The 26,149-nt window shown below is 58.9% G+C and carries 24 protein-coding genes and 1 tRNA gene; 13 read left to right on the top strand and 12 right to left on the bottom strand.

Translation table 11 applies throughout. The features are described 5' to 3' along the window. Positions 1-107: 107 nt before the first annotated feature. Positions 108-2,426, bottom strand: a complete 2,319-nt coding sequence (gene yicI / locus K2184_RS04385; protein ID WP_016809955.1) for an alpha-xylosidase — start codon at positions 2,424-2,426, stop codon at positions 108-110. Positions 2,427-2,439: 13 nt separating this feature from the next. Continuing rightward, entirely contained in the window at positions 2,440-3,834 is a 1,395-nt protein-coding gene (locus K2184_RS04380) for a glycoside-pentoside-hexuronide family transporter (protein ID WP_004106990.1), read from the bottom strand. A gap of 290 nt (positions 3,835-4,124) precedes the next feature. On the opposite strand from K2184_RS04380, the gene K2184_RS04375 reads away from it, so the two are divergent. Continuing rightward, positions 4,125-4,219: transfer RNA gene (locus tag K2184_RS04375), tRNA-Sec, on the top strand. 37 nt (positions 4,220-4,256) lie between these two features. Here the strand turns inward: K2184_RS04375 and K2184_RS04370 are convergent. After that, on the bottom strand, positions 4,257-4,448 hold the full coding sequence (locus K2184_RS04370) for a toxin-antitoxin system HicB family antitoxin (protein WP_049593708.1): 192 nt from the start codon (positions 4,446-4,448) through the stop codon (positions 4,257-4,259). A 253-nt stretch (positions 4,449-4,701) separates the two neighbouring features. Continuing rightward, on the bottom strand, positions 4,702-5,157 hold the full coding sequence (locus K2184_RS04365; RefSeq protein WP_004106993.1) for a helix-turn-helix domain-containing protein: 456 nt from the start codon (positions 5,155-5,157) through the stop codon (positions 4,702-4,704). A gap of 200 nt (positions 5,158-5,357) precedes the next feature. Here K2184_RS04365 and K2184_RS04360 point away from each other — a divergent pair, with 200 nt between their 5' ends. The 4 genes from K2184_RS04360 (at position 5,358) to K2184_RS04345 (ending at position 8,463) form a co-directional block, all read left to right on the top strand. Then, entirely contained in the window at positions 5,358-5,825 is a 468-nt protein-coding gene (locus K2184_RS04360; protein ID WP_004106996.1) for a DUF3237 domain-containing protein, read from the top strand. A gap of 112 nt (positions 5,826-5,937) precedes the next feature. Further along, positions 5,938-6,945: a zinc-binding alcohol dehydrogenase family protein gene (locus tag K2184_RS04355; protein ID WP_024274827.1), complete on the top strand. Its 1,008-nt coding sequence runs from the start codon at positions 5,938-5,940 to the stop codon at positions 6,943-6,945. Between the two features lies 1 nt (position 6,946). Beyond that, the gene (locus tag K2184_RS04350) at positions 6,947-7,249 is read left to right on the top strand and encodes a putative quinol monooxygenase (protein WP_029779396.1); all 303 of its coding nucleotides are present in this window, start codon (positions 6,947-6,949) and stop codon (positions 7,247-7,249) included. 164 nt (positions 7,250-7,413) lie between these two features. Then, on the top strand, positions 7,414-8,463 hold the full coding sequence (locus tag K2184_RS04345; protein WP_004107002.1) for an NAD(P)-dependent alcohol dehydrogenase: 1,050 nt from the start codon (positions 7,414-7,416) through the stop codon (positions 8,461-8,463). On the opposite strand, the gene K2184_RS04340 is transcribed toward K2184_RS04345, so the two are convergent. Together K2184_RS04340 and K2184_RS04335 are read right to left on the bottom strand one after the other, a co-directional pair. Then, on the bottom strand, positions 8,460-9,413 hold the full coding sequence (locus K2184_RS04340; protein ID WP_024274829.1) for a GlxA family transcriptional regulator: 954 nt from the start codon (positions 9,411-9,413) through the stop codon (positions 8,460-8,462). The genes K2184_RS04345 and K2184_RS04340 overlap by 4 nt on opposite strands. 14 nt (positions 9,414-9,427) lie before the next feature. Then, positions 9,428-10,207, bottom strand: coding sequence for an MBL fold metallo-hydrolase (locus K2184_RS04335; protein ID WP_163524739.1), 780 nt, complete (start codon positions 10,205-10,207; stop codon positions 9,428-9,430). Positions 10,208-10,376: 169 nt separating this feature from the next. Between K2184_RS04335 and K2184_RS04330 the strand changes: the two genes are divergently transcribed. After that, a complete protein-coding gene (locus K2184_RS04330) occupies positions 10,377-10,931 on the top strand; it encodes an NUDIX domain-containing protein (RefSeq protein WP_049095425.1) in 555 nt (184 codons plus the stop codon). On the opposite strand, the gene K2184_RS04325 is transcribed toward K2184_RS04330, so the two are convergent. The 4 genes from K2184_RS04325 to K2184_RS04310 form a co-directional block, all read right to left on the bottom strand. Further along, positions 10,923-11,783: a DMT family transporter gene (locus K2184_RS04325; RefSeq protein WP_049095427.1), complete on the bottom strand. Its 861-nt coding sequence runs from the start codon at positions 11,781-11,783 to the stop codon at positions 10,923-10,925. The two genes, K2184_RS04330 and K2184_RS04325, sit on opposite strands and share 9 nt — an antisense overlap. A 24-nt stretch (positions 11,784-11,807) precedes the next feature. Then, positions 11,808-12,617, bottom strand: a complete 810-nt coding sequence (gene nlpA, locus K2184_RS04320; RefSeq protein ID WP_017145214.1) for a lipoprotein NlpA — start codon at positions 12,615-12,617, stop codon at positions 11,808-11,810. 256 nt (positions 12,618-12,873) lie between these two features. Continuing rightward, on the bottom strand, positions 12,874-13,344 hold the full coding sequence (locus tag K2184_RS04315; protein ID WP_004107014.1) for a nuclear transport factor 2 family protein: 471 nt from the start codon (positions 13,342-13,344) through the stop codon (positions 12,874-12,876). After that, on the bottom strand, positions 13,344-13,970 hold the full coding sequence (locus K2184_RS04310; protein WP_024274831.1) for a pyridoxamine 5'-phosphate oxidase family protein: 627 nt from the start codon (positions 13,968-13,970) through the stop codon (positions 13,344-13,346). Before K2184_RS04310 ends, K2184_RS04315 begins: the two co-directional genes overlap by 1 nt. A gap of 102 nt (positions 13,971-14,072) precedes the next feature. Between K2184_RS04310 and K2184_RS04305 the strand changes: the two genes are divergently transcribed. Then, complete coding sequence (locus tag K2184_RS04305; protein WP_064370665.1) at positions 14,073-14,987, top strand: LysR family transcriptional regulator; 915 nt, start codon at positions 14,073-14,075, stop codon at positions 14,985-14,987. Here the strand turns inward: K2184_RS04305 and K2184_RS04300 are convergent. Further along, positions 14,984-16,480 carry an MDR family MFS transporter gene (locus K2184_RS04300; RefSeq protein WP_004107020.1) on the bottom strand — a complete coding sequence of 499 codons (1,497 nt, stop codon included), beginning with the start codon at positions 16,478-16,480 and terminating at the stop codon, positions 14,984-14,986. The genes K2184_RS04305 and K2184_RS04300 overlap by 4 nt on opposite strands. 80 nt (positions 16,481-16,560) lie before the next feature. Between K2184_RS04300 and K2184_RS04295 the strand changes: the two genes are divergently transcribed. Beyond that, positions 16,561-17,208 (top strand): TetR/AcrR family transcriptional regulator, encoded by a 648-nt coding sequence (locus tag K2184_RS04295; protein ID WP_004116543.1) that lies wholly within the window; start codon positions 16,561-16,563, stop codon positions 17,206-17,208. 179 nt (positions 17,209-17,387) lie between these two features. Here K2184_RS04295 and K2184_RS04290 read toward each other — a convergent pair whose 3' ends face one another. Next, positions 17,388-17,804: a GNAT family N-acetyltransferase gene (locus tag K2184_RS04290; protein ID WP_163524737.1), complete on the bottom strand. Its 417-nt coding sequence runs from the start codon at positions 17,802-17,804 to the stop codon at positions 17,388-17,390. 452 nt (positions 17,805-18,256) lie between these two features. Here K2184_RS04290 and K2184_RS04285 point away from each other — a divergent pair, with 452 nt between their 5' ends. From K2184_RS04285 to murQ, 5 genes are all read left to right on the top strand, one after another. After that, the gene (locus tag K2184_RS04285; protein WP_163524735.1) at positions 18,257-19,381 is read left to right on the top strand and encodes an efflux RND transporter periplasmic adaptor subunit; all 1,125 of its coding nucleotides are present in this window, start codon (positions 18,257-18,259) and stop codon (positions 19,379-19,381) included. Further along, the gene (gene eefB / locus K2184_RS04280) at positions 19,381-22,488 is read left to right on the top strand and encodes a multidrug efflux RND transporter permease subunit EefB (RefSeq protein WP_004107030.1); all 3,108 of its coding nucleotides are present in this window, start codon (positions 19,381-19,383) and stop codon (positions 22,486-22,488) included. The genes K2184_RS04285 and eefB overlap by 1 nt, the downstream gene beginning before the upstream one ends. Before the next feature lie 3 nt (positions 22,489-22,491). Then, positions 22,492-23,856, top strand: a complete 1,365-nt coding sequence (locus K2184_RS04275) for an efflux transporter outer membrane subunit (protein ID WP_004107033.1) — start codon at positions 22,492-22,494, stop codon at positions 23,854-23,856. Positions 23,857-23,906: 50 nt separating this feature from the next. Continuing rightward, a complete protein-coding gene (locus K2184_RS04270) occupies positions 23,907-25,073 on the top strand; it encodes a multidrug effflux MFS transporter (protein ID WP_004107034.1) in 1,167 nt (388 codons plus the stop codon). A gap of 161 nt (positions 25,074-25,234) precedes the next feature. Further along, positions 25,235-26,137 carry an N-acetylmuramic acid 6-phosphate etherase gene (murQ, locus tag K2184_RS04265; protein ID WP_004107035.1) on the top strand — a complete coding sequence of 301 codons (903 nt, stop codon included), beginning with the start codon at positions 25,235-25,237 and terminating at the stop codon, positions 26,135-26,137. Positions 26,138-26,149 lie beyond the last annotated feature (12 nt).

The raw sequence follows: 26,149 nt of genomic DNA, 5'->3' as shown, positions 1-26,149 counted from the left end.
GCAGATGCATCAGGTTCGGCACATTCCCCGGAGGCGGCGCCTGTCGCGCCTTGTCCGGGCTACGGGTCCGCAGATGGCTGTGAACCCATGCTTCAGGAAGCAAAAACTTACAGCGTGATGGTCAACGCATTGCCCTGCGCGGTCACCACCACGCCCAGCTCACTGCCTGCCTGAACACCGCCCTGCACGCTCGCTACCTGCTGGATATTGCGCAGGCACAGCGTCCAGCCGCTGGCCTCACCGTCACCGCTGACGGTAATGACATTGCCCTGGCGTTTCGCCTTCAGGGTAAAGACCACCGACCCGTCCGCTGCCGGCACCTGGCTGACCGCTTCGCGCCCATCTTCGAGATTAAACAGCTGGAAGGCGGTGCCTTCATTCCACGCGTAGTCCGGTTTCTGGTCATTGTTGCCCAACGCCAGCAGGGTGTTGTCACGCACGTACACCGGTAGGCTCAGCACATCATGATTCTGCTTATGCCAGCGGCTGCCCTGCGCTTCATCGTTGTGCCACAGATGGGTCCAGCGGCCTTCCGGCAGCCAGAACTGGACGTCGCCCGTTTCGCTAAACACCGGCGCCACCAGCACCGAATCCCCCAGCATGTACTGCCGGTCCAGATAGTCGCAGGCCGGGTCGTGCGGGAACTCCAGCATCATCGAACGCAGCATCGGCGTACCGAACTCGTTGGCCAGCGCCGCCTGACGGTACAGATACGGCATCATGCGGCATTTCAGCTGCGTGAAGTGGCGCACCACGTCGCAGGACTCGTCATCGTAGGCCCATGGCACACGATAGGATTTGCTGCCGTGCAGACGGCTGTGGCTCGACAGCAGGCCGAAGGCGCACCAGCGCTTGTAGACGTGGGCGGGCGCGGTGTTTTCGAAGCCGCCGATATCGTGGCTCCAGAACCCAAAACCGGACATGCCGATCGACAGGCCGCCGCGCAGGCTTTCCGCCATCGATTCATAGTTGGCGTAGCAGTCGCCGCCCCAGTGCACCGGGAACTGTTGCGCGCCCACCGAGGCGGAACGAGCAAACAGCACCGCTTCTTTCTCGCCAACGGTCTCTTTCAGCACGTTCCACACCAGCTCGTTATAGATGAAGGCGTAGTGGTTGTGCATTTTCTGCGGATCGGAACCATCAAACCACTGCACGTCGGTCGGAATACGCTCGCCGAAGTCGGTTTTGAAGCAGTCTACGCCCATCGCCACCAGGCCTTTCAGCTTGTCGGCATACCACTGGCAGGCTTGCGGATTGGTGAAGTCATAAATCGCCAGGCCCGGCTGCCATTTATCCCACTGCCACAATGAACCATCCGGACGTTTCAACAGATAGCCTTTCTCCTGGAGCTCTTTAAACACCGGTGAACGCTGGCCGATATACGGGTTGATCCACACGCAGACCTTCAGTCCTTTCTCTTTCAGGCGTTTAATCATCCCTTCCGGGTCAGGGAAGGTCACCGGATCCCACTCAAAATCGCACCACTGGAAGGCTTTCATCCAGAAACAGTCGAAATGGAACACGTGCAACGGCAGGTTGCGCTCTGCCATACCGTCAATAAAGCTGTTAACCGTCGCTTCATCGTAGTTGGTGGTAAACGAGGTGGTCAGCCACAGGCCGAAGGACCAGGCTGGCGGCAGCGCTGGACGCCCGGTAAACCGGGTATAGCGGTTCAGCACCTCTTTCGGAGTCGGGCCGTCGATGACGAAGTACTCCAGGTATTCCCCTTCGACGCTGAACTGCACCTTCGAGACTTTTTCGGAGCCGATTTCGAAAGAGACGCGCTCAGGATGATTCACCAGCACGCCGTAGCCGCGGTTAGTCAGGTAGAACGGGATATTTTTATACGACTGTTCGGTACTGGTGCCGCCGTCTTCGTTCCAGGTTTCGACCGTCTGGCCGTTACGCACCAGCGCGGTAAAGCGCTCGCCGAGGCCATAAACGGTGTCGCCGACGCCGAGATCCAGACGCTCGAACATATAGTTGCGATTCGTTTTGGTATCCTGCACGTAGCCGTCATTTTTCAGCTGGCTACCGGTAATACGCACGCCGTCACGCAGAAAATCCAGCGACCAGAAATCGCCTTTCGTGACGCGTGCGGTCAAATTGCCGCTTTTCAGCTCGGCATATTCAGCGCCATTATTAATCTCCACGTTCACGTCTTTCAGCACGTTCAGCGGGTAATGCGGGCCGTTGTTCAGTGCGCCCTGGAAGTGCTCCATGCGTACGCCGATCACCCCTTCCTGTGGGGAGAAGAAGCGCACGGTAAAGAGCGGAACGTCCAGTTGGGCGGCGCGTTCGCGAACTTCGCGAGACGCCACATAGACGACCATCTCGTTACCTTGCTGCTCAACCTCATAGACCTGCACGGGTTGGATCAGATTGAGCCCTGGTTGAATAAGCCAGTTTCCATCACTGATTTTCATGAATAGCTTCCTCTTAGTTTTGCAATTCTTTGCCTGTCGGCGCTGAAGTGAAGTCGTGTTCGTTGCGGCGCGCGCCCTGAGCCAGTTCCGCCATCATCTTCTTCAGGAACGGCGTTTTCAGGGTGTAGTAGCGTTTCGCGATAACCGCGCTCAGCAGGTAGCAGACCGCCGGAGCAAGGGTGAACAATGAGATGATGATGGTGATAGTGGCGCTGTTCTGGGTTTTGGCCGCGGCATCGTAACCGCCGCCCGCCAGCATCCAGCCAATCAGCGCGCCGCCCAGCGCCAGGCCCAGCTTGAGCACGAACAGGGTGCCTGCAAAGCTGATGCCGGTCAGGCGTTTGCCGTTACACCATTCGCCGTAGTCGACGGTGTCGGACATCATCACCCACTGAATCGGCGTCACCAGCTGATGCAGCACGCCAATTACGAAGATAAAGGCGAACATGGTGATTTCGGCGTCCATCGGCACGAAGAACATCGCCACGCTCAGCGCCGCCAGCAGAGCATTGGTCCACCAGAAAACGCTGACTTTGCATTTCCAGTCGGTAAGCGGCTTCGCCAGCGCCGAGCCAATCAGGTTGCCGACGCAGTAGGTGGTGAGGAAGGCGGTGAACAGACCCGCGGATCCCATAATCCAGGTGGTGTAGTACATCATCGCGCCGCCGCGAACGCAGACCGCGAGAATATTGAGAATGGTCAGCAGGCCAACCACTCGCCACTGATCGTTGCGCCAGATATCACGCAGGTCTTCCCGCATCGAGGTAGAGCTCGGCGGCGCTTCGACGCGCTCTTTGGTAGTGAAGAAGCAAAACGCCAGCATCAGGAACGCGATCACCGAGAGCACCGCGATGCCGCCCTGGAAGCCAAACGCTTTATCTTCGCCGCCGATAAAGTTCACCAACGGCATCATCAGGACGGTGGAGAGCATGCCGCCCGCCGTCGCCAGCACAAAGCGCCAGGACTGCAGGGAGATGCGCTGCGTCGGATTGTCGGTAATGACCCCGCCCAGCGCGCAGTAGGGGATGTTGACCACGGTGTAGAGCAGGGTCAGCAGCGTGTAGGTGACCGCGGCGTATATCAGCTTGCCGTTATGACTCAGGTCCGGCGAGCTGTAGGCCAGTACGCACACGAGACCGAACGGAATCGCTCCGAACAGTATCCACGGGCGGAATTTTCCCCAGCGGCTGCGGGTACGGTCGGCCAGCAGCCCCATGCAAGGGTCGGATATCGCGTCCAGCGCGCGGGCCAGCAGGAACATGGTACCGACATAGCCGGCAGGGATACCAAAGATATCGGTATAGAAAAACATCATATACAACATGACGTTATCGAAAATGATGTGGCTTGCGGCGTCGCCCATGCCGTAGCCAATCTTCTCTTTGACGGACAAAATATGATCTTTCATCGCACACTCTTCTCTCAGCGCTACCGCGGGTTGGTACCGGTTACATGCTTTGTAACCCATCCGCGCAGTAAGATGAATTGCGATATCTCATAATCAAATTACGTTTCTTGTTTTATGTGATCCCGGTAGCCTGAAAGAGTGTGTAAAAGTGTAAGCCACGGATTTTGCAAGGGAATGTTTCAGAAGGTTCTGTAAAGTCCAGTTTTCGCAGTAAAAAAGTGCCTTGGGGGATGTGGTTAATGCAGGAAAGTAGCTATAATGCGCCCGCCTCCATGTAGCAATCGAGGCGCGGAAGATCGTCATCTCCGGTGAGGTGGCTGGACTTCAAATCCAGTTGGGGCCGCCAGCGGTCCCGGGCAGGTTCAACTCCTGTGATCTTCCGCCAGTTCAATCATTTTATCCATGTGAACTTATCCAGAAAATCAGCCTTTCGGTTCAATGCCTTTCGCTTTTAGCGCGCTTCTCGCCAGTTTTTTAAACCAGCTCGCGAGACTCACCCCCTCTTCCGCCGCCACGGCATCCAGTTGTTCCTTCAATGCCGGATCAATGCGTATTTTAAACTGCGGAGACTGGCCGCCGCCCTTTGGTTTTTTTTCGCGCGCTATGATGCAGATTACTTATTAATCCCTTATATCCCGTAACATTGGCATCTGGTAAGGCGGAATTCATCATTTTGACAGTACGCTGAAGCGTCTCTGGCAGAATGTCAGGCCGATTAGCAATCAAGTTTCTGCACCATTCATCCTGAATGCAGCGGCTCCATTTTGGTTGATACAGCCCGGCAATCCCCAGGTGCATCAGCAAATCTCTGAGTCGTGCCGGATATAACACAGGCATCTAAAATCACCGGATAAGGTGAATGACGCATTAATACATCCCTAAGTCCTGCGCCTGATCGGCCAATGATTGCATCGCGTCCAGGCTCTCCTGTTCCCTGCGTTTCTTATACTCCATAAGATCGGCAAACAACACTCTGCGATGACGCCCCGTTTTATGAAATGGGAGCTTCCTCGCTTCCAGGAGCTTAACCATATGCGGACGAGAGACATTGAGTATATTTGCCGCCTCCTGGGTTGTGAGTTCCGCATGTACGGGAACGATTTGTACCGCATTTCCGCTAGCCAACTCCCCCAATATCTCCATCAGCAATGTCAGCGCACTTGTAGGTAGCTCTATGGTATGAGCTTTATCATCCTCTCCTACAATGGCAATACGCTGTGTTTCCAGCCTGGTGGAAAGATACGCCGCAAGCTCACGCTGTCCGCGCTGCGCAAGTTCGCTCTCCTGGCGATCGGGAAGGTTGAGATGAGTCAGTGTAGTCATATGATTGCCTCCTGTGAGTCATACAGGCGAGTATATTCGAAATATTCGAAACTCTCAATATTCGAAATAAACGAAAATAAGCCTGCCGATTTCAGATCCCATCTCCCCAGCCAATCATTTCCATCCAATGTTTGCGTTATTCCCTTCACCTTTAAATCCTTACACTAACGGGATAACGTGGCTTAAAAAGGAGACCAATGATGACACCCGAACTCAAACACAGCTTCTCTATCACCATTCAGGTCGACAAACCGGTCATCGTCTCCCGCAGCCCGCAGAGCGGGAAACGTCAGCTGATCCCTATCCTCAGCGGAATCGTACGCGGTGAGCTCAACGGACACGTCTTACCCGGCGGCGTCGACAGCCAGATCATCGAGCCTGACGGCACCTGCCGCCTCTCCGCGCGCTATGCCTTACACGTGGAAGGAGGCACGGTATATATTGAAAACAACGGCATTCGACGCCTACCCGAAGAGTATAAAGAACGTCTTTTTGGCGACGATATGCGCTTTTTTAGCGATATACCGCCGGAAGCGATCTATTTTCGTACCGTACCGACTTTCGAAGTGGATGCGCCGGCGCTGCGCTGGCTCACCACCTCGCTGTTTATCTGTTCCGGCGGCCGCTCCCAGGACGGCGTAACGCTCGATTTTTATCGCGTCCGCTGATTTTCACTTTTTCAATATAACTGTTATCGCCGCCGGGCCATTTTTCCCCCACGTGCCGCGGTCTATCCTCAATACATTCAAACGATGAACCTCATTCAAAACCGGAGAGTGTATGAAAGCGATCGCCATTACTCGCGCAGCGACCGAAGGCAGCAACATTCCTTTTTTAACCGACATCGAGCTGCCGCAGCCGGTTGCCGAGGGGCATGATCTGCTGGTTGAAGTGAAGGCCATTTCCGTCAACCCGGTGGATACCAAAGTCCGCGCCGGCTTTAACGCCGATACCCCGCGCGTGCTGGGCTGGGACGCGGTTGGCGTAGTTAAAGCCGTCGGCAGCGCGGTAACCCTGTTCGCCGCGGGCGATGAAGTGTGGTACGCCGGCGCGCTGGGCCGTCCGGGCAGCAACAGCGAGTTTCAGTTAGTGGACGAACGCATCGTCGCCCGCAAACCGCGTTCGTTGGATAACGCCGCCGCCGCCGCGCTGCCGCTCACCGCCATCACCGCATGGGAGCTACTGTTCCACCGCCTTGGCGTAGAGGAAGGCGGCAACGCGGGCGACACGCTGCTGATCGTCGGCGCGGCGGGCGGCGTCGGTTCGATACTGACCCAGCTCGCCAGCAAGCTCACCGGTATGACGGTCATCGGTACCGCCTCGCGTCCGGAAAGCCAGAAATGGGTACGGGAAGCGGGCGCGCATCATGTTATCGATCACAGCAAACCGCTTGCTGAAGAGCTGGCGCGGATTGGCGTCAAAGCGGTAACCCACGTCGCCAGCCTGACCAATACCGACCAGCACTATCCGCAGCTGATCGCCGCTCTCGCACCGCAGGGCAAGCTGGCGCTAATCGACGATCCGCAAACCCTCGACGTGGTGCCGCTGAAGGCGAAAAGCATCTCCCTGCACTGGGAATTTATGTTTACCCGCTCGATGTTCGAAACGCCGGACATGATCGCCCAGCATCAGCTGCTGACCCGCGTGGCGGCTCTGATTGACGACAACACCATTAAGACCACCCTCGGCGAGCACTACGGCGCCATCACCGCCGCCAATCTGCAAAAAGCGCACGCGCAGCTGGAAACCGGGCGCTCGGTGGGCAAAATCGTGCTGGAGGGTTTTTAAGATGAGCGGCGAGGCGATTTCATTTATCGCGGTGCTGACGGCGAAACCGGGCCACAGCGACGCGCTGCGCCAGGCCCTGCGGGCGCTCCTGTTGCCCACGCGTCAGGAGCCGGGCAATCTTGATTACGCCCTGTTTCAGCTGCGCGATGCGCCGGATACGTTCTATATGCGCGAATCCTGGCGCAATCAGGAGGCTCTGGACGCGCATATCGCCCTGCCGCACTTCCAGGCTTTTATTGCGCAGATGGATAGCCTGCTTGCCGGGCCGCTGCGGCTGGATTATCTGACGCCCGTCGCGCCCTGATATTTTCTGCACTCCGTTTGCGGGGGTGAGCCCATCTTTAACCCTTTGAGCTCTCCCCCTCCCATCGCGCCTCAACCAGGCTACGCTTGATCCTGCCGCTCAAAAAACGCTCTCCCCCTCCGTTTTATTCAACGCCATTATCATTATGTAGAAGAGGTTTTGCTATGCAAATCAACGCTATTGGAACGAATTCGGCCAGCCAGCCGTTGGGATCTATGGCCATCACCCGCCGCGAGCCGGGGCCGGACGATGTGCAGATCGCCATTGATTATTGCGGCGTCTGCCACTCGGATGTGCACCAGGCGCGCTCCGAGTGGGCAGGGACGCTCTATCCCTGCGTGCCGGGTCATGAAATCGTCGGCCGGGTGACCGCCGTGGGCAGCCGCGTCTCCGGTCACGCCGTTGGCGATTTGGTGGGCGTCGGCTGTATGGTCGATAGCTGTAAAGAGTGCGAGGAGTGCCGGGACGGGCTGGAAAACTACTGTGATCATATGGTGCTCACCTATAACGGCCCGACGCAGGATGCGCCCGGCCACACGCTCGGCGGTTACTCCCAGCAGATCGTTGTTCATCAGCGCTACGTGCTGCGCATATCCCATCCCAAAGAACAGCTGGCCGCCGTCGCGCCGCTGCTGTGCGCGGGTATCACGACCTACTCGCCGCTTCGCCACTGGAACGTTGGGCCGGGCAAAAAAGTCGGCATCGTAGGCATCGGCGGGCTGGGGCATATGGGCATCAAGCTGGCCCACGCCATGGGGGCCCACGTGGTGGCCTTTACTACCTCGGAATCCAAGCGTGACGCGGCGCGAGAGCTGGGCGCGGACGAAGTGGTGGTCTCGCGCAACGAAAACGAAATGGCCGCCCATCTGAAAAGCTTCGACTTTATACTTAACACCGTGGCGGCGCCGCATAACCTCGATGCCTTCACCACGCTGCTCAAACGCGACGGCACCATGACGCTGGTGGGCGCGCCCGCCACGCCGCATCCCTCGCCGGAAGTGTTTAATCTGATCTTCCGCCGCCGGTCAATTGCCGGATCGATGATCGGCGGCATCCCGGAAACTCAGGAGATGCTCGATTTCTGCGCCGAGCACGGCATCGTCGCCGATATTGAGCTGATTCGCGGCGACCAGATTAACGAGGCCTGGGAGCGGATGATTAAAGGCGACGTGAAATACCGTTTCGTCATCGACAGCGCCACGCTCGGCGGCTAAGCCCCGCGACGAAAGGTGCGCCGCCACTCCACCGGGCTGACGCCAAAGCGCGCTTTAAACTGCTGACGCCAGGTTACGGCGGAGCGATAGCCCACTTCCTCCGCCACCTGCCCGACGGGTAAATCCCCGGCCTCCAGCAGGATCTGGCTGCGCCGCAGGCGCTCGGCGGCCAGCCAGTCGGCAATGCCCATACCGGTCGCTTTGGCGAAATGGCGGGTCAGGGTACGGCGGCTCATCGCCGCCACCTGCGCCAGCGAATCGAGATTATGCGATTCGCGGATATGCTGCTGAAGATACTCAAGCAGGCCGTTTATCCGCGCGTCGCGGGTGTTTTTCGGTACCGGCTGAGCGATAAACTGCGCCTGTCCTCCCTCCCGGTGCGGCGGGACGATCATCCGCCGGGCGATCTGATTGGCGGCAAGGCTGCCGAAGCGCTGGCGAATGAGATACAGGCAGCAGTCGAGCGCCGCCGCGGTGCCCGCCGAGGTGATGATCCCCTCATCGTCAACGTACAGCGCGTTGATATCCAGCCGCACCTGCGGAAACAGGTGCTGAAAATCCTGCTCGAACTCCCAGTGGGTCGCCGCACGCCTGCCATCCAGCAGCCCGGCGTAGCCGAGCACAAACGCCCCGAGACACAGGCCGACGATCTGCGCACCGTTGTTACGCGCGCGAACCAGGCCGTCAAGCAGCGGCTGCGGTGGACGCTGATTCACCGCCCCCCAGTAAGGCACCACCACAATATCCGCCTGCTCCAGAGTGGAAAAATCGCCGCTGGCGTTCAGCGCAAAGCCGTCGCGAGCGTTCAGCAGCCCGGGGTGTTCGGCGCAAATATGCAGGTTAAAGCGTTTGGTTTCCGAGACCGTATCGCCAAACAGCATACAGGGCACCGAGTAGTGAAACGGACTAAACCCGTCCACCGCCACAATCGCCACTTCCGTCAGTTTCATCGCCCGCTCCGCTTCTAAAAGATCATACTTTCCCCATCCTGCGGGATGCTGACCGCCCCGGCAATCTGATTGTCAGCCACGTACTGGCGCAGCTCATCGCGGCTCAGCAGACAGTGGTTCACCGCTTCCATATGGCTGGCGACGATTTTGGCTTCCGGTAGGGTGAAGTGCGCCTTCAGCACATCCTCTTTGCCCATGATGATCGGCCCAAAACCGATGACGTGCGCATACCCGGCATTCAGCACCACCACCTCAGGGCGCAGCCTGAGCATGTCGGCTTCCACTTCATCGCGCCAGATAGAGTCCCCCACCAGCCACAGGGTTTTCTCCTGCGGATGGCGCAGCACCACGCCGCAGGCTTCGCCCAGGCGCTCGGCCATTGCCGGCACCGCATAGGTGCGGTCGCTGCCGTGCTGGCCCGAGGTGGTTTTTACCAGCGCAACGTCAGCAAACGCGCTGTCCTCAGAGAGCAGACGAATATCGCGAAAGCCCTGCCCGCGCAGTAGCTGTCCGTCGGCCTCATGCTGGGCGTAAACCGGCAGGGTTTTGGGGATCGCGGCGATCGCCGCTTCGTCCCAGTGATCCTGATGGGTGTGGGTAACAATCACGGCATCCACGTCAACGATCGCTTCGATGGAAAAAGGCAGATCCACCAGCGGGTTACGCAACTCGCTGCGCGCGGTACCGGCAAAGCCCGCCCAGGCGCCTTTGGCAGAAAGCATCGGGTCAATGAGAAACTTTTTACCCGCATAATCAATAAGCTGGGTGGCATTACGCACATGGGTGATTTTCATGATGTTCATTCCTCTTCGCGGTCATCTGCTGAACATCGTACGTCCCACAAGCCTGGCGCAATATGGGCGTTTGGGCAATGAACGATGAAATCGGGCCAATCTGCGACGGTTGCCATCGCCGCCCGGCTATGGTGTGCTGAAGGCTTATTTTTCAGAAACAGTGGCGACGATGAAGAAGAAACTCACCTCAGACGACCTGCATGATGCCGAAGTTCTGGCGCATTGTCCGTGGTTCAGTATGCGCAAGGTTGGGATTGATATGGCGCCCGGCGATCGGCGGGATTTTTACTCTATTCACTACCCGCACCCGGCGGTAGGGATTGTGGCGATGCAGGATGACAAAGTGCTGCTGATTCGCCACTACCGTTACCTGATCGATGGGGTGGTATGGGCAATTCCTTCCGGCGGCGTCGATGAAGGCGAAGACCCGCGCGAGGCGGCCCTGCGGGAACTGCGAGAAGAGACCGGCTGGCAGGCGCAGCACGCTGAAGAAATTATCCGCTATAACCCCTCCTACGGTAGCAGCGATCAGCTGTTTATTACCTGGCTGGCCCGCGATTTGGCCTGGGTGGGAATGGATGAAGATCAGGACGAAGTGATGGAAACGGGCTGGTTTACCCTCGAAGAGATAGGCCAGATGATCGCCCGCGGCGATATGCCGGACGGGCTATCGCTGGTGCCGCTGCTGCATCTGATGGCGCAGCGGCGTACCGGTTTAGCGTAGCGGCTTCAGCATTCGCCAGCGGAACCATAGCTGAGCGACGAGGATCAGCAGGCCGCCGATAATTTTCTGCAGCGGTAGCTGTTCGCCGTACCACAGCGTCGCGGCAATCACCGTCAGCAGCGGCTCCAGCACCATAATAATCGCCGCGCTGGCGACCGCCGCGTACTTCTGCCCCTTCATTTGCAGGCCGAAGCGCAGGCTGGTGGCGATAACGATACTGGCGAGCAGCCAGCCGAAGGTCGGCAGCGTAAACGGCTGATCCCAGCTTTCGACGGCGGCGGAGACCCCCAGTCCAACAATCCCGGTAATGCCGAGCTGCACGGTGGTCAGCGGGATTAGCGGCACCTCGCGGGCGCTTTTGCTGGTGTAGCAAAACCAGATCGACTGCACCAGCGCGGTCAGCAGAAACCAACCCTGGCTGGGGTGAAACGCAATCGGCATATGCAGGCTGAGCAAGCCGAGACCGACAACCGCTATCGGCAGGCACTCCCAGTAGGCCCGCGCCGGCCTCGCCTTCATCATCACCCAGGCGGTAAGCGGCACGAACAGCATCGACAGGCTCATGATAAACGCCCCTTCGCCCAGCGACGGGGTCGTCGATACCGAGTAGATCCACAGGCACAGGTTTAAGGCAAACCACAGACCGCTGATTATGATGCGCGGCCAGTGCTCCCTGCCGACGCGAAAGCCGCGGCAGAAAGGCAGCAGCAGCAGCGCGGCGAAGAAAAAGCGCAGACCGAGGAAAGCGAAAACCGGCATACCGGCAATCGCTTCCCGGGAAAAAATCCATCCGCAGGCGGCGATAACCGTCGCGGCTATGAGCAGCAAATCAGCCTGGCGTTGCCGGGTCATCGCCACGTCTCCTTGTGTGAGTGATTACCAGCCGGGCACCGCGCCGCCGTTAAAGATCGTCTCTGCCGCTTTCGCCACTTCCGGCGACTGGTAGGAGTGGATAAACGCTTTGACGTTTTCCGCGTCTTTGTTGTCTTCGCGGGTCACGATGATGTTCACATAGGGCGAGTTTTTATCTTCAATAAAGATACCGTCGCGCACCGGGGAAAGGCCCGTTTGCTGCAGGTAGGTGGTGCTGATGATCGCTACGTCGACCTTCGGGTCGTCGATAACGCGCGGCAGTTGCGCCCCTTCCAGCTCCATAATTTTCAGGTTATGCGGGTTGTCGGTGATATCGACCGCCGTCGGCAGCAGGCCGGTGCCCGCTTTGAGGGTAATCAGCTTTTCCTGCTGGAGCAGAAGCAGCGCGCGCCCCAGGTTGGTCGGGTCGTTCGGTATGGCAATCGTCGCGCCGTCTTTCAGCTCGGTGACGGATTTAATTTTGCGCGAGTAGCCCGCCATCGGGAAGACGAAGGTGTTGCCTACCGCTACCAGGTGATAGTTGTGGGCTTTATTATCCTGTTCGAGGAACGGGCGATGCTGGAAAACGTTGGCGTCCAGATCGCCAGCGTTGGTGGACTCATTGGGCAGCAGCGAGCCGCTAAAACCCACCAGCTCAACGTCGAGGCCATATTTCTCTTTGGCCACTTTCTTCGCCACTTCCGCCACATCCTGTTCCGCGCCGTTAATCACGCCGACTTTAATGTGTTTCGCATCGCTGCCCTTCTGGTCGCAGCCCGCCAGCAGCAGGCCCGCCAGCACCACGGCGGCGGCTGTCCGTAAACGCAATTTCATTGTTATCACCCCGTCAGTCCATAGAAGATCGTTATTATTTTTTCGTCTGAAACTATAACGACTTTGTGGGGAGGTTTTAAACGCAAAAACCGCAACCGGAAATAAAATCATCTTCCCCCTTTCTCCCGGGGGCGGCGTGATGCGCCTGCCCGGGCTACGGATTCACCGCCGGCTACGATCGAGTAGCCCGGACAGGTGCGCAGCGCCGCCTCCGGGGATCTCTTTAACGGTGAGGCTCGTTCCGCAGAACAGCGCCTTACAGCCCCAGCTCACTCAGCCCCGGGTGATCGTCCGGACGACGGCCCTGGGGCCAGTGAAACAGACGCTCGCTTTCGGTTATCGGCAGATCGTTGATGCAGGCGTAGCGCGTCTGCATCAGGCCGTGCCGATCAAACTCCCAGTTTTCGTTGCCGTATGAACGAAACCAGTTGCCGCTGTCGTCGTGCCACTCATAGGCAAAGCGTACCGCAATACGATTATCGTTCCACGCCCACAGCTCCTTAATCAGCCGGTACTCCTGCTCTTTACGCCATTTGCGCTGCAGGAAGTCGATAATCTGCGTTCTGCCGTGAACAAATTCGCTGCGGTTACGCCATTCGCTATCGACGGTATAGGCCAGCGCGACCTTAGCGGCATCGCGGCTGTTCCAGCCATCTTCAGCGGCTCGGACTTTTTGCGCGGCGCTCTCGCGGGTGAACGGCGGCAGAGGCGGACGTTGTTCGGTCATCATGAATCTCCTGTATGAATACGCTGCTGCAGACGCTGATTTTCCCGCTCCAGCTCGTCAATACGCTGTTGCAGCGTCTGGCTATACTCCGCCACCTGTCGGGCGGTGTAGCGCGGGGTAATATGCTGCGGGCAGTTCCAGTCAAAAGCCTGTAAGCGGAAACGATAAATGCGCTCAATCCGGGCCCGATAGTTCTCCGGGGCCACCCGCGCCAGCAGCTGCGGGTCGGCATCCACCGCCACAACCTCTACGGTGGCGTAGATTTTCAGCCTGGCACGCCGCGGGTAATCCATCAAAAACAGACAGGCTCGATTGCTGCCGCGCAGGTTGCCGGTGGTGATGTACTGGCGATTACCGGAAAAATCCGCCATCGCCAGGGTGGTTTCATCCAGCAGATGCAGAAAGCCCACCGGACCGCCGCGATGCTGAACATAGGGCCAGCCGGTTTGCGAAAGGGTGGCCAGATAGAAGCTGTCGCGGGTGACAATCATCGCCTCCTCGCTGGCGCCGAAGCGCTCACCCCGGCGCTGGCGATGCGGCGCCTGCCACAGCTCATCGCTGCCCATTTCATGCTGGACATCCATCACGTCCGGCGTCATGGCGATATCAAGAAATTCTGCTGGCATAGATCCTCCCGATGCGTTGCGGCGTAACTCATCATGGACTGTGCTGGCAGAAAAGATAATAGTGGGAATATGACAATCATCTTTCCGTAAAACGGGATAATTATGGACCGACTTAGCGCGATGGCGCTGCTGGTAAAAGTGACCGAACTCGGCAGTATGTCGGCGGCTGCGCGGGCGCTGAATATGCCCCTGACTACCGTCAGTCGCCAGATTGGCGAACTGGAAAATACCCTCGGCGTACGCCTGATGATCCGCACTACGCGCAAGCTGACGCTGACCGATGCTGGCGTCGATTATGTCGCCGCCGCGCGGCGCATTCTGGAAGAGGTAGAGCGCGCCGAGCGCCAGGCGGCGGGTGAATATCAGGAGCCAAAAGGCGAACTGGTTCTCTCAGCCCCAACCATGTTTGGGCGCCTGCATGTTTTACCGATAGTCGCCCGTTTTCTCGCTCGTTACCCGCAGATTCGCGTCCGTTTGCTGCTCAGCGACCGCAATGCCGACCTGGTGGGCGACCATATTGACTTAGCGGTACGTATCGGCCCGCTACCGGACAGCGGGATGGTGGCCACCCGGCTGGGCGAGATGCGCATCGTGACCTGCGCCCACCCGGCATTGTTGGAAAAATACGGCATACCACAACGCCCGCGCGAGCTGGCCGCGCTACCGATCATTGGTATTGAATCACCGATGCCTTACCGCGGCTGGCGCTTTCACGCCGAAGAGGCGGAGGACCGGCTGGTGGTGCTGCAGCCGGTGCTGTCACTGACCACGCCGGAGAGCGCCGCCGAGGCTGCCCGCCAGGGAGTCGGCGTGGCCCGACTGCTGCATTACCAGGCGATCGATGGCCTGGCCCGCGGCGAATTACGGATGATCCTGCAAGCGATGGAGCCGGAACCTGTGCCGGTGCACCTGCTGTACACCTCCCGGGATCTGGCTCCGCTCAAGCTGCGTAAATTTATCGATTTTGCCACACCGGCACTGCGCCAGGCGCTGTTACGTATTGCCGCCGCCGTCTAGCCTGCGGTGGTTTTTAACGGCGCTTCTTTCAGGAACCAGGAGAGCGCGAACGCTACCGCCATAATGCCGGCGGCCATCAGAAACGCCGCATGAATAGCGGACCCGAAGGCATCCAGGTAATCGAGGCGAATCTCCGCCGGAAGATTCTGCACCGCCGCCGGGTTCAGCGCCCTCGGCAGCTGCGCGCCTTCCGGCAGCAGGCGCTGGAGATTGCTTTGCAGCACATGCGTAAACACCGCTCCAAACAGCGCCACGCCGATGGAACCGCCAATCGATCGAAACAGCGTGACCCCGGAGGTCGCCACGCCGTACATCTGCGCGGGCATCGCGTTCTGCACCGCCAGCACCAGCACCTGCATCACCAGCCCCAGGCCCGCCCCCAGCACCCCGGTAAACAGGTACAACTGCCACATCGCGGAGTGAATAGTGATGCGCGTCAGCAGCACCATGCCGATGACCCCCAGCAGAGTGCCGATAATCGGAAAAAGGCGATACTTGCCGGTGCGGCTGATAATGCGCCCGCTGATGATTGACGTCAGCAGCAGGCCACCCATCAGCGGAATTAACTGCAGGCCCGCCTCGGTCGGCGTCGCCTCTTTGACCACCTGTAAATAGAGCGGCAGAAAGGTCACCGAACCAAACAGCGCCATGCCGATAACAAAGCCAATCAGGCTGCACAGCAAAAAGCTGCGGTTGCGGAACAAGGAGAGCGGAATAATCGGCTCGCTGGCCAGCCGCTCTTCATGAATAAAGCCAACGATCCCGACCAGACCAAACGCCAGGATGCACCACAGCTGCGGGTCGCTCCACGCGCGGACGCTGCCGCCCTCGGAGGTAAACAGGATGATGCACAGCAGCGCCATGCTGAGATAGATCGCTCCCAGCCAGTCGATCTGATGCTGGCTGCGTTTGTTGCTGCTGTGAAAAACCGCACCGATCACCAGCAGCGCAAACAGCCCCAGCGGCAGGTTGATATAAAAAATCCACCGCCAGGAGGCGTGCTGCACCAGGAAGCCGCCAATTAACGGCCCGATGACCGTCGCCAGGCCAAAGACGCCGCCAAACAGTCCCTGATAGCGGCCGCGTCTGGCGGGAGGGATAACGTCAGCCACCGCCGCCATACTGATCACCATCAGGCCGCCGCCGCCCAGCCCCTGTAGGCCGCGCATCAGCACCAGTTGGGTCATATTTTGCGCCAGCCCGCAAAGAACGGAACCGGCAAGAAACAGTACAATCGCCACCTGCAGGACAATTTTGCGCCCGAACAGATCGCCAAACTTGCCATACAGCGGCACCGCGATGGTCGAACTCAGGATATAGGCGGTGACCACCCAGGAAAGCTTATCCAGCCCGCCAAGTTCACCAACGATGGTCGGCAGCGCGGTGGAGACGATGGTCTGATCCAGCGCCGAGAGCAGCATCACCAGCAGCAGGGCGCTGAAGAGCAGGCGGATCGAGGGTACCGCCGGTTGGGTGGCGACTTCAGATGTCATAGCATCACTCGCTTGAAATTAATTAAATGCATAATTAATATTTAGGGAAATGATGAATCTGGTCAAGGGATCGCCACAAGATGTCAGCACAAAAAGACAACGAAGCGCCGCGTCGTCCCGGTCGTCCGCGCGGGCAAAAATCCGGCTCCGCCAACCGCGAACAGCTGATGGATATTGCCCTGGCGCTGTTTGCACGCCACGGGATCGCCCGAATTTCGCTGAACGCCATTGCTAAAGAGGCGGGGGTGACGCCCGCGATGCTGCACTACTACTTCAGCTCGCGCGAAGCGCTGGTGGAAAAGCTGGTTGAGGAGCGCTTTATGCCGCTACGCAGCGAGATCGGACAGATTTTTGTCGCGCACGGCGACGATCCGGTCACCGCCTTTACGTTGCTCATTAAAACCCTGGCGACCATGGCGGAGAAAAACGCGTGGTTCGCGCCGCTGTGGATGCAAGAGATCATCGGCGAGATGCCGGTGCTGCGCCAGCATATGCACGCGCGTTTTGGCGATGAGAAGTATCATAAGATGCTGGAGACGGTGCGCCGCTGGCAGCGGGAGGGCAAGCTTAATCCGGCGCTCTCCCCGGAGCTGCTGTTTACCACCCTGATAAGCCTGGTGCTGGTGCCGTTCTCCCGCACCCACACCGATCCGCGGTTAAAATCGGTAGACCGGGAGATGATTGTCAGCCATGCCCTGGCGTTAACAGGCAATGGCATCGGCGGCTAATTCCCCCCGGCTCGCGCTGCGCTTAGCCGGGCTACAGGTTTATAACCGTCTGCGGTTGAGTAGCGCGGATAAGGCGCAGCCGCCATCCGGGGGATTTAACCCGATTCACAGCCGCCTGCAATTGGGTAGCCCGGACAGGCGCACAGCGCCGCCTCCGGGATGGTCTCCTGAAGCCAGATTTACAAGACTTTCGATAAATAATGGCGCTGCATACCCGCGTGCGGAAAATCCGGCAGCGACATCTGCAGCTGATAGCCCAGCTTCTGATAAAACGGCAGCGCCTGAAAGCTGAACGTATCCACCAGCATATGGCTGCAGCCGCGCGCCCGCGCCTGGGATTCCGCTTCATACATCAGCTCGCTGCCCAGGCCGCTGCCGCGCGAAGCTTCGCTGACCCACAAATACTCAATGCACAGCCAGCTGCCTTTGCGTTTGGCAATCAACCCGCCGCGCATCGCGCCAGCTTCATCGCGTGAATAAATGCCCAGCTCGCCGAACTGAGCCGGGTCGAGAAAGCGCAAATTGTATTCCCGCAGGCCCGCCAGCAGCTCTTCTTGATCGGTAGGATTAATGTTCTCTGTTATTATTAATGTCATTGATTATCTCCATTTTTTATTTTTCACAGACCATTCACCACCCTACTTTCACAAAATATCCTTTTTTTCTCCATTATTTCCTGACTAAATTCCCTGCACTAAATTTTGTGTAAAAAATCTTCCCATCATTCGGTTCAGACGTATAATGGAAAAAATGAGAACGATCATTCTCATCATCTTAAACCATGGAGAAACCCGTGATAAATAGCCTGTAGCAGGCATGACTACTCGGTTCAGAGCCTGTAACCGCCGTCTGATGCCGTATTCGCCGCACAGGAAAATCTCGGAAAAACCGCGCAATCAATAGCGGTATTCACCGAGTTATTTACTGCAAACAGGAATATTTATTTCCCACTTTGTTATTTGTGCTTGCCCGGAGATGCATCATCGCCCGGCCCATCACCCCGCCAGTGAATTTGCGGGGCGGACGTCGTTCATCCTGAGAAAATATAATGAAATACACTATAGCCCCCATCGCAGCAGCATTATTTCTCCTTAGCGGGTGCGATAATGCGCAAACCTCCTCCCCGCAGCAGATGACGCCGGAAGTCGGCGTCGTCACTCTGCAGGGGCAACCTGTCCCGGTGGTAAGCAGCCTGACCGGACGCACCACCGCCTCGCTTAACGCTGAAGTTCGCCCGCAGGTGGGCGGGATCGTGCAAAAACGCCTGTTTACCGAAGGCGATATGGTCAAAGCCGGACAGGCGCTGTACCAAATCGACCCGTCAAGCTATCGAGCAACGTTTAACGAAGCCGCCGCATCGCTGAAACAGGCCCAGGCGCTGGTGACCGCCGACTGTCAAAAAGCCCAGCGCTACGCGGTGCTGGTCAAAGATAACGGCGTCTCCCGTCAGGACGCCGATGACGCAATAGCGACCTGTAATCAGGATAAAGCCAGCGTGGAGTCGAAAAAAGCGGCGCTGGAAAGCGCGCGTATCAACCTGAACTGGACCACCGTGACCGCGCCGATTGCCGGGCGCATCGGGATCTCATCCGTCACGCCGGGGGCGCTGGTATCCGCCGATCAGGACACCGCGCTGGCGACGATCCGCGGCCTGGATACGATGTACGTCGATCTCACCCGATCCAGCGTCGATCTGCTGCGCCTGCGTAAGCAAAGCCTGGCGAGCAACAGCGATACGCTCAACGTGACCCTGACCCTTGAAGATGGCAGCACCTACAGCGAAAAAGGCCGCCTGACGCTGACCGAAGTGGCGGTAGATGAATCGACCGGATCGGTCACGCTACGCGCGGTCTTCCCCAATCCGCAGCATGTGCTACTGCCCGGTATGTTCGTTCGCGCCCGCATAGACGAAGGCATTATGAACGATGCGATCCTCGCCCCGCAGCAGGGCATTACCCGCGATGCCAAAGGCGATGCCACCGCGCTGGTGGTTGATGCTAATAACAAGGTTGAACAGCGCAGCGTGGAAACCGGCGAAACCTACGGCGACAAATGGCTGATCGTTAACGGTCTGAAGAGCGGCGACCGGCTGATTGTCGAAGGGACCGGCAAAGTGGCGCCGGGCCAGCAGGTCAAAGCCGCCGAAGTCAAAAATGACGGAGGCAACGCCTGATGTTTTCCCGCTTCTTTGTGCGACGCCCGGTCTTCGCCTGGGTTATCGCCATTCTGATTATGCTCGCCGGGATTCTGGCTATCCGCACCTTGCCTGTCGCCCAGTATCCTGACGTCGCGCCGCCGGCGATAAAAATCTCCGCCACCTACACCGGGGCCTCTGCGGAAACCCTGGAAAACAGCGTCACCCAGGTGATTGAGCAGCAGCTCACCGGACTGGATAACCTGCTCTACTTTACATCCACCAGCAGCTCCGACGGCTCGGTCAGCATTACCGTCACGTTCGAGCAGGGTACCGATCCGGATACCGCCCAGGTTCAGGTGCAGAACAAAGTGCAGCAGGCGGAATCCCGTCTGCCGAGCGAAGTTCAGCAGTCTGGCGTAACGGTGGAGAAATCGCAGAGCAGCTTCCTGCTGATCCTCGCGGTGTATGACAAAAACAATAAAGCCACCAGCTCCGATATCTCCGACTGGCTGGTCAGCAACATGCAGGATCCGATGGCGCGTATAGAAGGCGTCGGCAGTCTGCAGGTGTTCGGCGCCGAATACGCCATGCGCATCTGGATGGACCCAACCAAACTGGCCTCCTATTCGCTCATGCCATCCGATGTGCAATCGGCTATAGAGGCGCAGAACGTACAGGTGTCCGCCGGTAAAATCGGCGCGCTACCCGCCTCCAACGCGCAGCAGCTGACCGCCACGGTACGCGCTCAGTCGCGGCTGCAAACCGTCGCCCAGTTCAAAGAGATTATCGTCAAGAGCAAGAGCGACGGTTCGGTGGTGCGCCTGAGCGACGTCGCCCGCGTTGAAATGGGCAGCGAAGATTACACCGCTTCCGCCAATCTTAACGGCCATCCGGCTGCGGGGATCGCGGTAATGATGGCGCCGGGCGCTAACGCCCTGAATACCGCGACGCTGGTAAAAAACAAGATTGCCGAGTTCCAGCGCCAGATGCCGCAGGGCTACGATATCGCTTACCCGAAAGACAGCACCGAGTTCATCAAAATCTCGGTGGAGGATGTGATTCAGACGCTATTCGAGGCGATAATCCTCGTGGTCTGCGTGATGTATCTGTTCCTGCAAAACTTCCGCGCCACGCTGATCCCGGCGGTGGCGGTCCCGGTCGTACTGCTGGGCACCTTCGGCGTGCTGGCGCTGTTCGGCTACTCGATCAACACCCTGACGCTATTTGCGATGGTGCTGGCGATAGGCTTGCTGGTGGATGACGCCATCGTGGTGGTGGAAAACGTCGAGCGTATCATGCGCGACGAGGGGCTGCCCGCCCGCGAAGCCACCGAAAAATCGATGGGTGAAATCTCCGGCGCGCTGATCGCCATTGCCCTGGTGCTCTCGGCGGTATTTCTGCCGATGGCCTTCTTCGGCGGCTCAACCGGGGTGATTTATCGCCAGTTTTCAGTGACCATTATCTCGGCGATGATGCTCTCGGTAGTGGTCGCCTTAACCTTAACCCCGGCGCTGTGCGGCGCGCTGCTGAGCCATTCGAAACCGCATACCAAAGGCTTCTTCGGCGCCTTTAACCGCCTGTGGGGACGCACCGAGCAGGGCTATCAGCATCGTGTTGTCGGCGGCCTGCGTCGCTCGGCGATGATGATGGGCGCTTTTGTCCTGATTTGCGGCGGCATGGCGCTGGCGATGTGGAAATTGCCGGGCAGCTTCCTGCCGACGGAGGATCAGGGCGAAATCATGGTCCAATACACGCTGCCTGCCGGAGCAACGGCGGTACGCACCGCCGAGGTTCGCCGCCAGGTCACCGACTGGTTCCTGACGAAAGAGAAAGCCAATACCGACGTGATCTTTACCGTTGACGGTTTTAGCTTTAGCGGCAGCGGACAAAACGCCGGGATGGCCTTCGTGTCGCTGAAAAACTGGTCCGAACGTAAAGGCGAAGAAAATACCGCTCAGGCCATCGCCCTGCGCGCCACCAAAGAGCTCGGCAGCATTCGCGACGCCACCCTGTTCGCCATGACCCCGCCGTCGGTAGATGGCCTGGGGCAGAGTAACGGTTTCACCTTCGAACTGATGGCCAGCGGCGGCACCGATCGCGACAGTCTGATGAAAATGCGCAGCCAGCTGCTGGCCGCGGCGAATCAAAGTTCCGAGCTGCAGTCGGTACGCGCCAACGATTTGCCGCAAATGCCGCAGCTGCAGGTCGATATCGATAACAATAAAGCCGTCTCGCTCGGGCTGTCATTAAGCGATGTTACCGATACCCTCTCCAGCGCCTGGGGGGGAACCTACGTTAACGACTTTATCGATCGCGGTCGCGTGAAGAAGGTCTATATCCAGGGCGAAAGCGACGCCCGCGCCGTGCCGTCCGACCTCGGTAAATGGTTCGTACGCGGCAGCGATGACAGCATGACGCCGTTCTCCGCCTTCGCCACCACCCGCTGGCAATACGGCCCGGAGAGCCTGGTGCGCTACAACGGCTCCGCCGCCTTTGAAATCCAGGGCGAAAACGCCAGCGGCTTCAGCTCCGGCGCGGCAATGGACAAGATGGAAGCCCTGGCCAATGACCTGCCGGCCGGTACCACCTGGGCATGGAGCGGCATGTCGCTGCAGGAAAAACTCGCCAGCGGCCAGGCGATGAGCCTCTACGCCATCTCGATTCTGGTGGTCTTCCTGTGCCTCGCGGCGCTGTATGAGAGCTGGTCGGTACCGTTCTCGGTGATCATGGTGATCCCGCTTGGGCTGCTCGGCGCGGCGCTGGCGGCATGGATGCGCGGTCTGAACAATGACGTTTACTTCCAGGTGGCGCTGTTAACCACTATCGGCCTGTCGTCGAAGAACGCCATCCTGATCGTCGAATTCGCCGAATCGGCGGTGGAAGAGGGCTATTCCCTGTCGCGTGCCGCCATGCGCGCCGCGCAGACCCGCCTACGACCTATTGTGATGACCTCGCTGGCGTTTATTGCCGGGGTGCTGCCGCTGGCGATCGCCACCGGAGCCGGGGCCAACAGCCGCGTGGCGATCGGTACCGGGATTATCGGCGGAACCCTGACCGCGACGCTGCTGGCGGTGTTCTTCGTGCCGCTATTCTTTGTGCTGGTGAAACGCTTCTTCACCCGCCATCGTTCTTCTCAGGAGTAAGTTATGTTTCGTTTTACCTTAGTCTTTGTTGCGCTCCTGACGGCGGGCTGCGTCTCTCTCGATCCGAACTATGAGCGCCCGGCCGCGCCTGTGCCAGCGACCCTGCCGGGCAGCCACGGCGAGGCAACCGCGGTGGTCAGCGACTGGCAGCAGGTAGTGAATGACGCCCGCCTCAAAAAAGTGGTGAATATCGCCTTGACCAGCAACCGCGACGTGCAGAAAGCGCTGGCCGATATCGAAGCCGCGCGCGCCCAGTTTGGCGAAACCCGCGCCTCGCTGTTTCCAACCCTCGACGCCGAGCTGAGCCATACCCGCAGTAAAACGGTGGCCAGCGGTCTCACCTCGTCAGCGGAAGCCGACGGCGCGGTTTCCAGCTTCGAGCTGGATCTGTTTGGTAAGAACCAAAGCCTGACGCGCGCGGCGCGGGAAACCTGGCTTGCCAGCGAATTCACCGCTCAGAATACGCGTCTGACGATGATTGCCGATCTGACCACCGCGTGGATAACCCTCGCCGCGGACAACAGCAATCTGGCGCTGGCGCAGGAAACCATGGCCAGCGCGGAGAACTCGCGCAACATCGTCACCCGCCAGATGGAAGTCGGCACCGCCTCAGCTGGCGACCTGAGCGATGCGGAAAGCGTTTATCAGCAGGCGCGCGCCAGCGTCGCCAGCTACCGCACGCTGGTGGCGCAGGATAAAAACGCGCTCAACCTGCTGGCCGGAGAAACCGTGCCGGATAGCCTGCTGCCCGGCACCCTTGAAAGCCTTGGCGATCGTAGTATCACCCTGGTGCCGGCGGGCGTCTCTTCATCGGTACTGCTGCGCCGCCCGGATATCCAGGAAGCGGAGCATAATCTGAAAAGCGCTAACGCCGATATCGGCGCGGCGCGGGCCAACTTCTTCCCGTCCATCTCGTTGACCGCCAGCGCCGGGGTCGGCAGCGACTCGCTCTCGTCGCTGTTCAGCCACGGCATGCAGGTGTGGTCATTCGCGCCGTCCATCAGCTTGCCGCTGTTTACCGGCGGCAGCAACCTGGCGCAGCTGCGCTACGCTGAAGCGGAGAAAAAGGGTCTGATCGCCACCTATGAGAAGACCATTCAGAGCGCCTTTAAGGATGTCGCCGACGCGCTGGCGCGCCGGGAAACGCTCAGCGAACAGCTGGACGCGCAGAATAAATACGTCGCGGCGGAGCAGAAATCGCTGAATATTGCGATGAAGAGCTATCAGGCCGGGGTCGGAGATTATCTGTCGGTGCTGACCGCCCAGCGAACGCTGTGGTCGGCGCAGGCCACGCTGATCTCCCTCCAGCAGACCGATCTGGAAAACCGCATTACCCTCTGGCAGTCGCTGGGAGGCGGCGCCAGCTAACACTTTTGCCGGGCGGCAACGCCCGGTTTGATGACAAGGAGCCCGTTGATATGTCCCGAATTTCTCTCTCCTGGGTCGTGGTTCTCGGTTTGCTTAGCGCCATTGGGCCGCTGTGTACCGACTTCTATCTGCCCGCGCTGCCGGAAATCACCCAGCAGCTCAGCGCCACCGGCACGCAGACCCAGCTGTCGCTCACGGCGGCGCTGATTGGTCTCGGCCTTGGGCAGCTGTTTTTCGGCCCGCTGAGCGATCGCATTGGCCGTAAAAAGCCGCTGGCGCTCTCCCTGCTGCTGTTTATCTTCTCCTCGGCGATGTGCGCGATAACCTACGATATCCATATGCTGATCGCCTGGCGCTTTCTGCAGGGCTTCGCCGGCGCGGGCGGCTCGGTGTTGTCGCGCTCCATCGCACGCGACAAGTATCAGGGCACTCTGCTGACCCAGTTTTTCGCCCTGCTGATGACCGTTAACGGCATTGCGCCGGTGCTTTCACCGGTACTCGGCGGCTGGATCATCACCGCCTTCGACTGGCGTATTCTGTTCTGGGCGATGGCGGCGATCGGCATTATTTTGCTGCTGCTCAGCCTGACGGTGCTGCACGAAACGCTGCCGGTTAAAAGCGCCGCCTCGGTTACGCAGCAGCAGGATGAGGCGCCGGTACTGAAAAACCGCCGCTTTATGCGCTACTGCCTGATTCAGGCCTTTATGATGGCCGGGCTATTTTCGTATATCGGCTCATCTTCGTTCGTTATCCAGAGCGAATATGCCATGAGCGCGATGCAGTTCAGCCTGCTGTTCGGCCTAAACGGCATCGGGCTGATTATCGCGGCGCTGATCTTTTCCCGCCTGGCACGCCGCTTCAGCGCCGAAGCCCTGCTGCGCGGCGGCCAGCTGCTGGCAGTGACGTTTGCCGCCATCACCCTGCTCTTCGCCTGGCTACCGCTGCCGACGCTGGCGCTGGTCGGCCTGTTTTTTACCGTTTCTATGATGAGCGGTATCAGCACCGTCGCCGGTGCGGAAGCGATGAATGCCATTAATGCCCGTCAATCCGGCACCGCGTCAGCCCTGATGGGCACGCTGATGTTTGTGTTCGGCGGTATTGCCGCGCCGCTGGCCGGGCTCGGCGGCGAAACGATGCTCAAAATGAGTTTCGCGATGAGCCTTTGCTATCTGGCCGCGCTGCTGATTGGCCTGAAAAAGCCGCGGCCCACGGTATAATTTTCTCCGGCGGTAATAAAAAATTCCAGTTTTATTACCGCCATCTTTCCCGCCAGTGCTGAAATCACCTATTATTCCTTCAACACCAATCGTGATAACCTTCACAGGAAAGGAATAATTAATTCCTTATACTGCCCGCCACTGTGAATAAAGAGGTTCCTATGAGTATCGACCTGAGCAAACTGCTGACCGAGCGCCGCAACGCCAATAGCGTCAACATTGATACCCTTTCCACCGAAGAGATGCTGACGGTGATTAACCAGGAAGATCGGAAGGTGGCCCACGCCATTACCCCCTATCTGCCGCAAATTGCCCAGGTCGTGGATAACGTCGCGGCGGCGCTGCAGGCGGGAGGGCGCCTGATTTACATTGGCGCGGGTACTTCCGGTCGCCTGGGGATCCTTGATGCCAGCGAGTGCCCGCCGACCTTCGGTACCCGCCCGGAGCAGGTGGTGGGCATTATCGCGGGGGGTCATAAAGCGATCCTGAGCGCCGTGGAAAACGTCGAAGACAACAAAGCCCAAGGGGCGATGGATTTGCAGAATCTGAACTTTAGCAGCCGCGATGTACTGGTCGGCCTGGCCGCCAGCGGACGCACGCCGTACGTCATCGGCGCGATGGAGTATGCCCATAGCCAGAGCGCTTTTGTCGCCATCGTCAGCTGTAACCCGCACGGCGAAATGGCCCGGCTGGCGGACGTCGCCATTACGCCGGTCGTGGGTCCGGAAGTGGTGACCGGCTCAACGCGCCTGAAGGCGGGTACCGCGCAGAAGCTGGTGCTGAATATGATTTCAACCGGGGCGATGATTCGCATCGGCAAGGTTTACAGCAATCTGATGGTGGACGTTGAAGCGACCAACGCCAAGCTTATCGAGCGCCAGGTGTCCATCGTCATGGAAGCGACCGAATGCGATCGCGCAACCGCCCAGAGCGCGCTGGAAGCCTGCGATCGCCACTGCAAAACGGCGATTGTGATGGTGCTGGCTGATTTAAGCGCCGCGGAGGCTCAGGCGCTGCTGGCAAAAAATAACGGCTATATCCGCAAGGCGCTGAGCCACTCCTGACCGCTGACTCAC

It is taken from the genome of Klebsiella sp. K5-306 (assembly GCF_051835185.1).
GTDB lineage: Bacteria > Pseudomonadota > Gammaproteobacteria > Enterobacterales > Enterobacteriaceae > Klebsiella > Klebsiella oxytoca.
The sequence above is the reverse complement of the archived record's forward strand: the minus strand, read 5'-3'. Positions and strand labels throughout refer to the sequence as shown.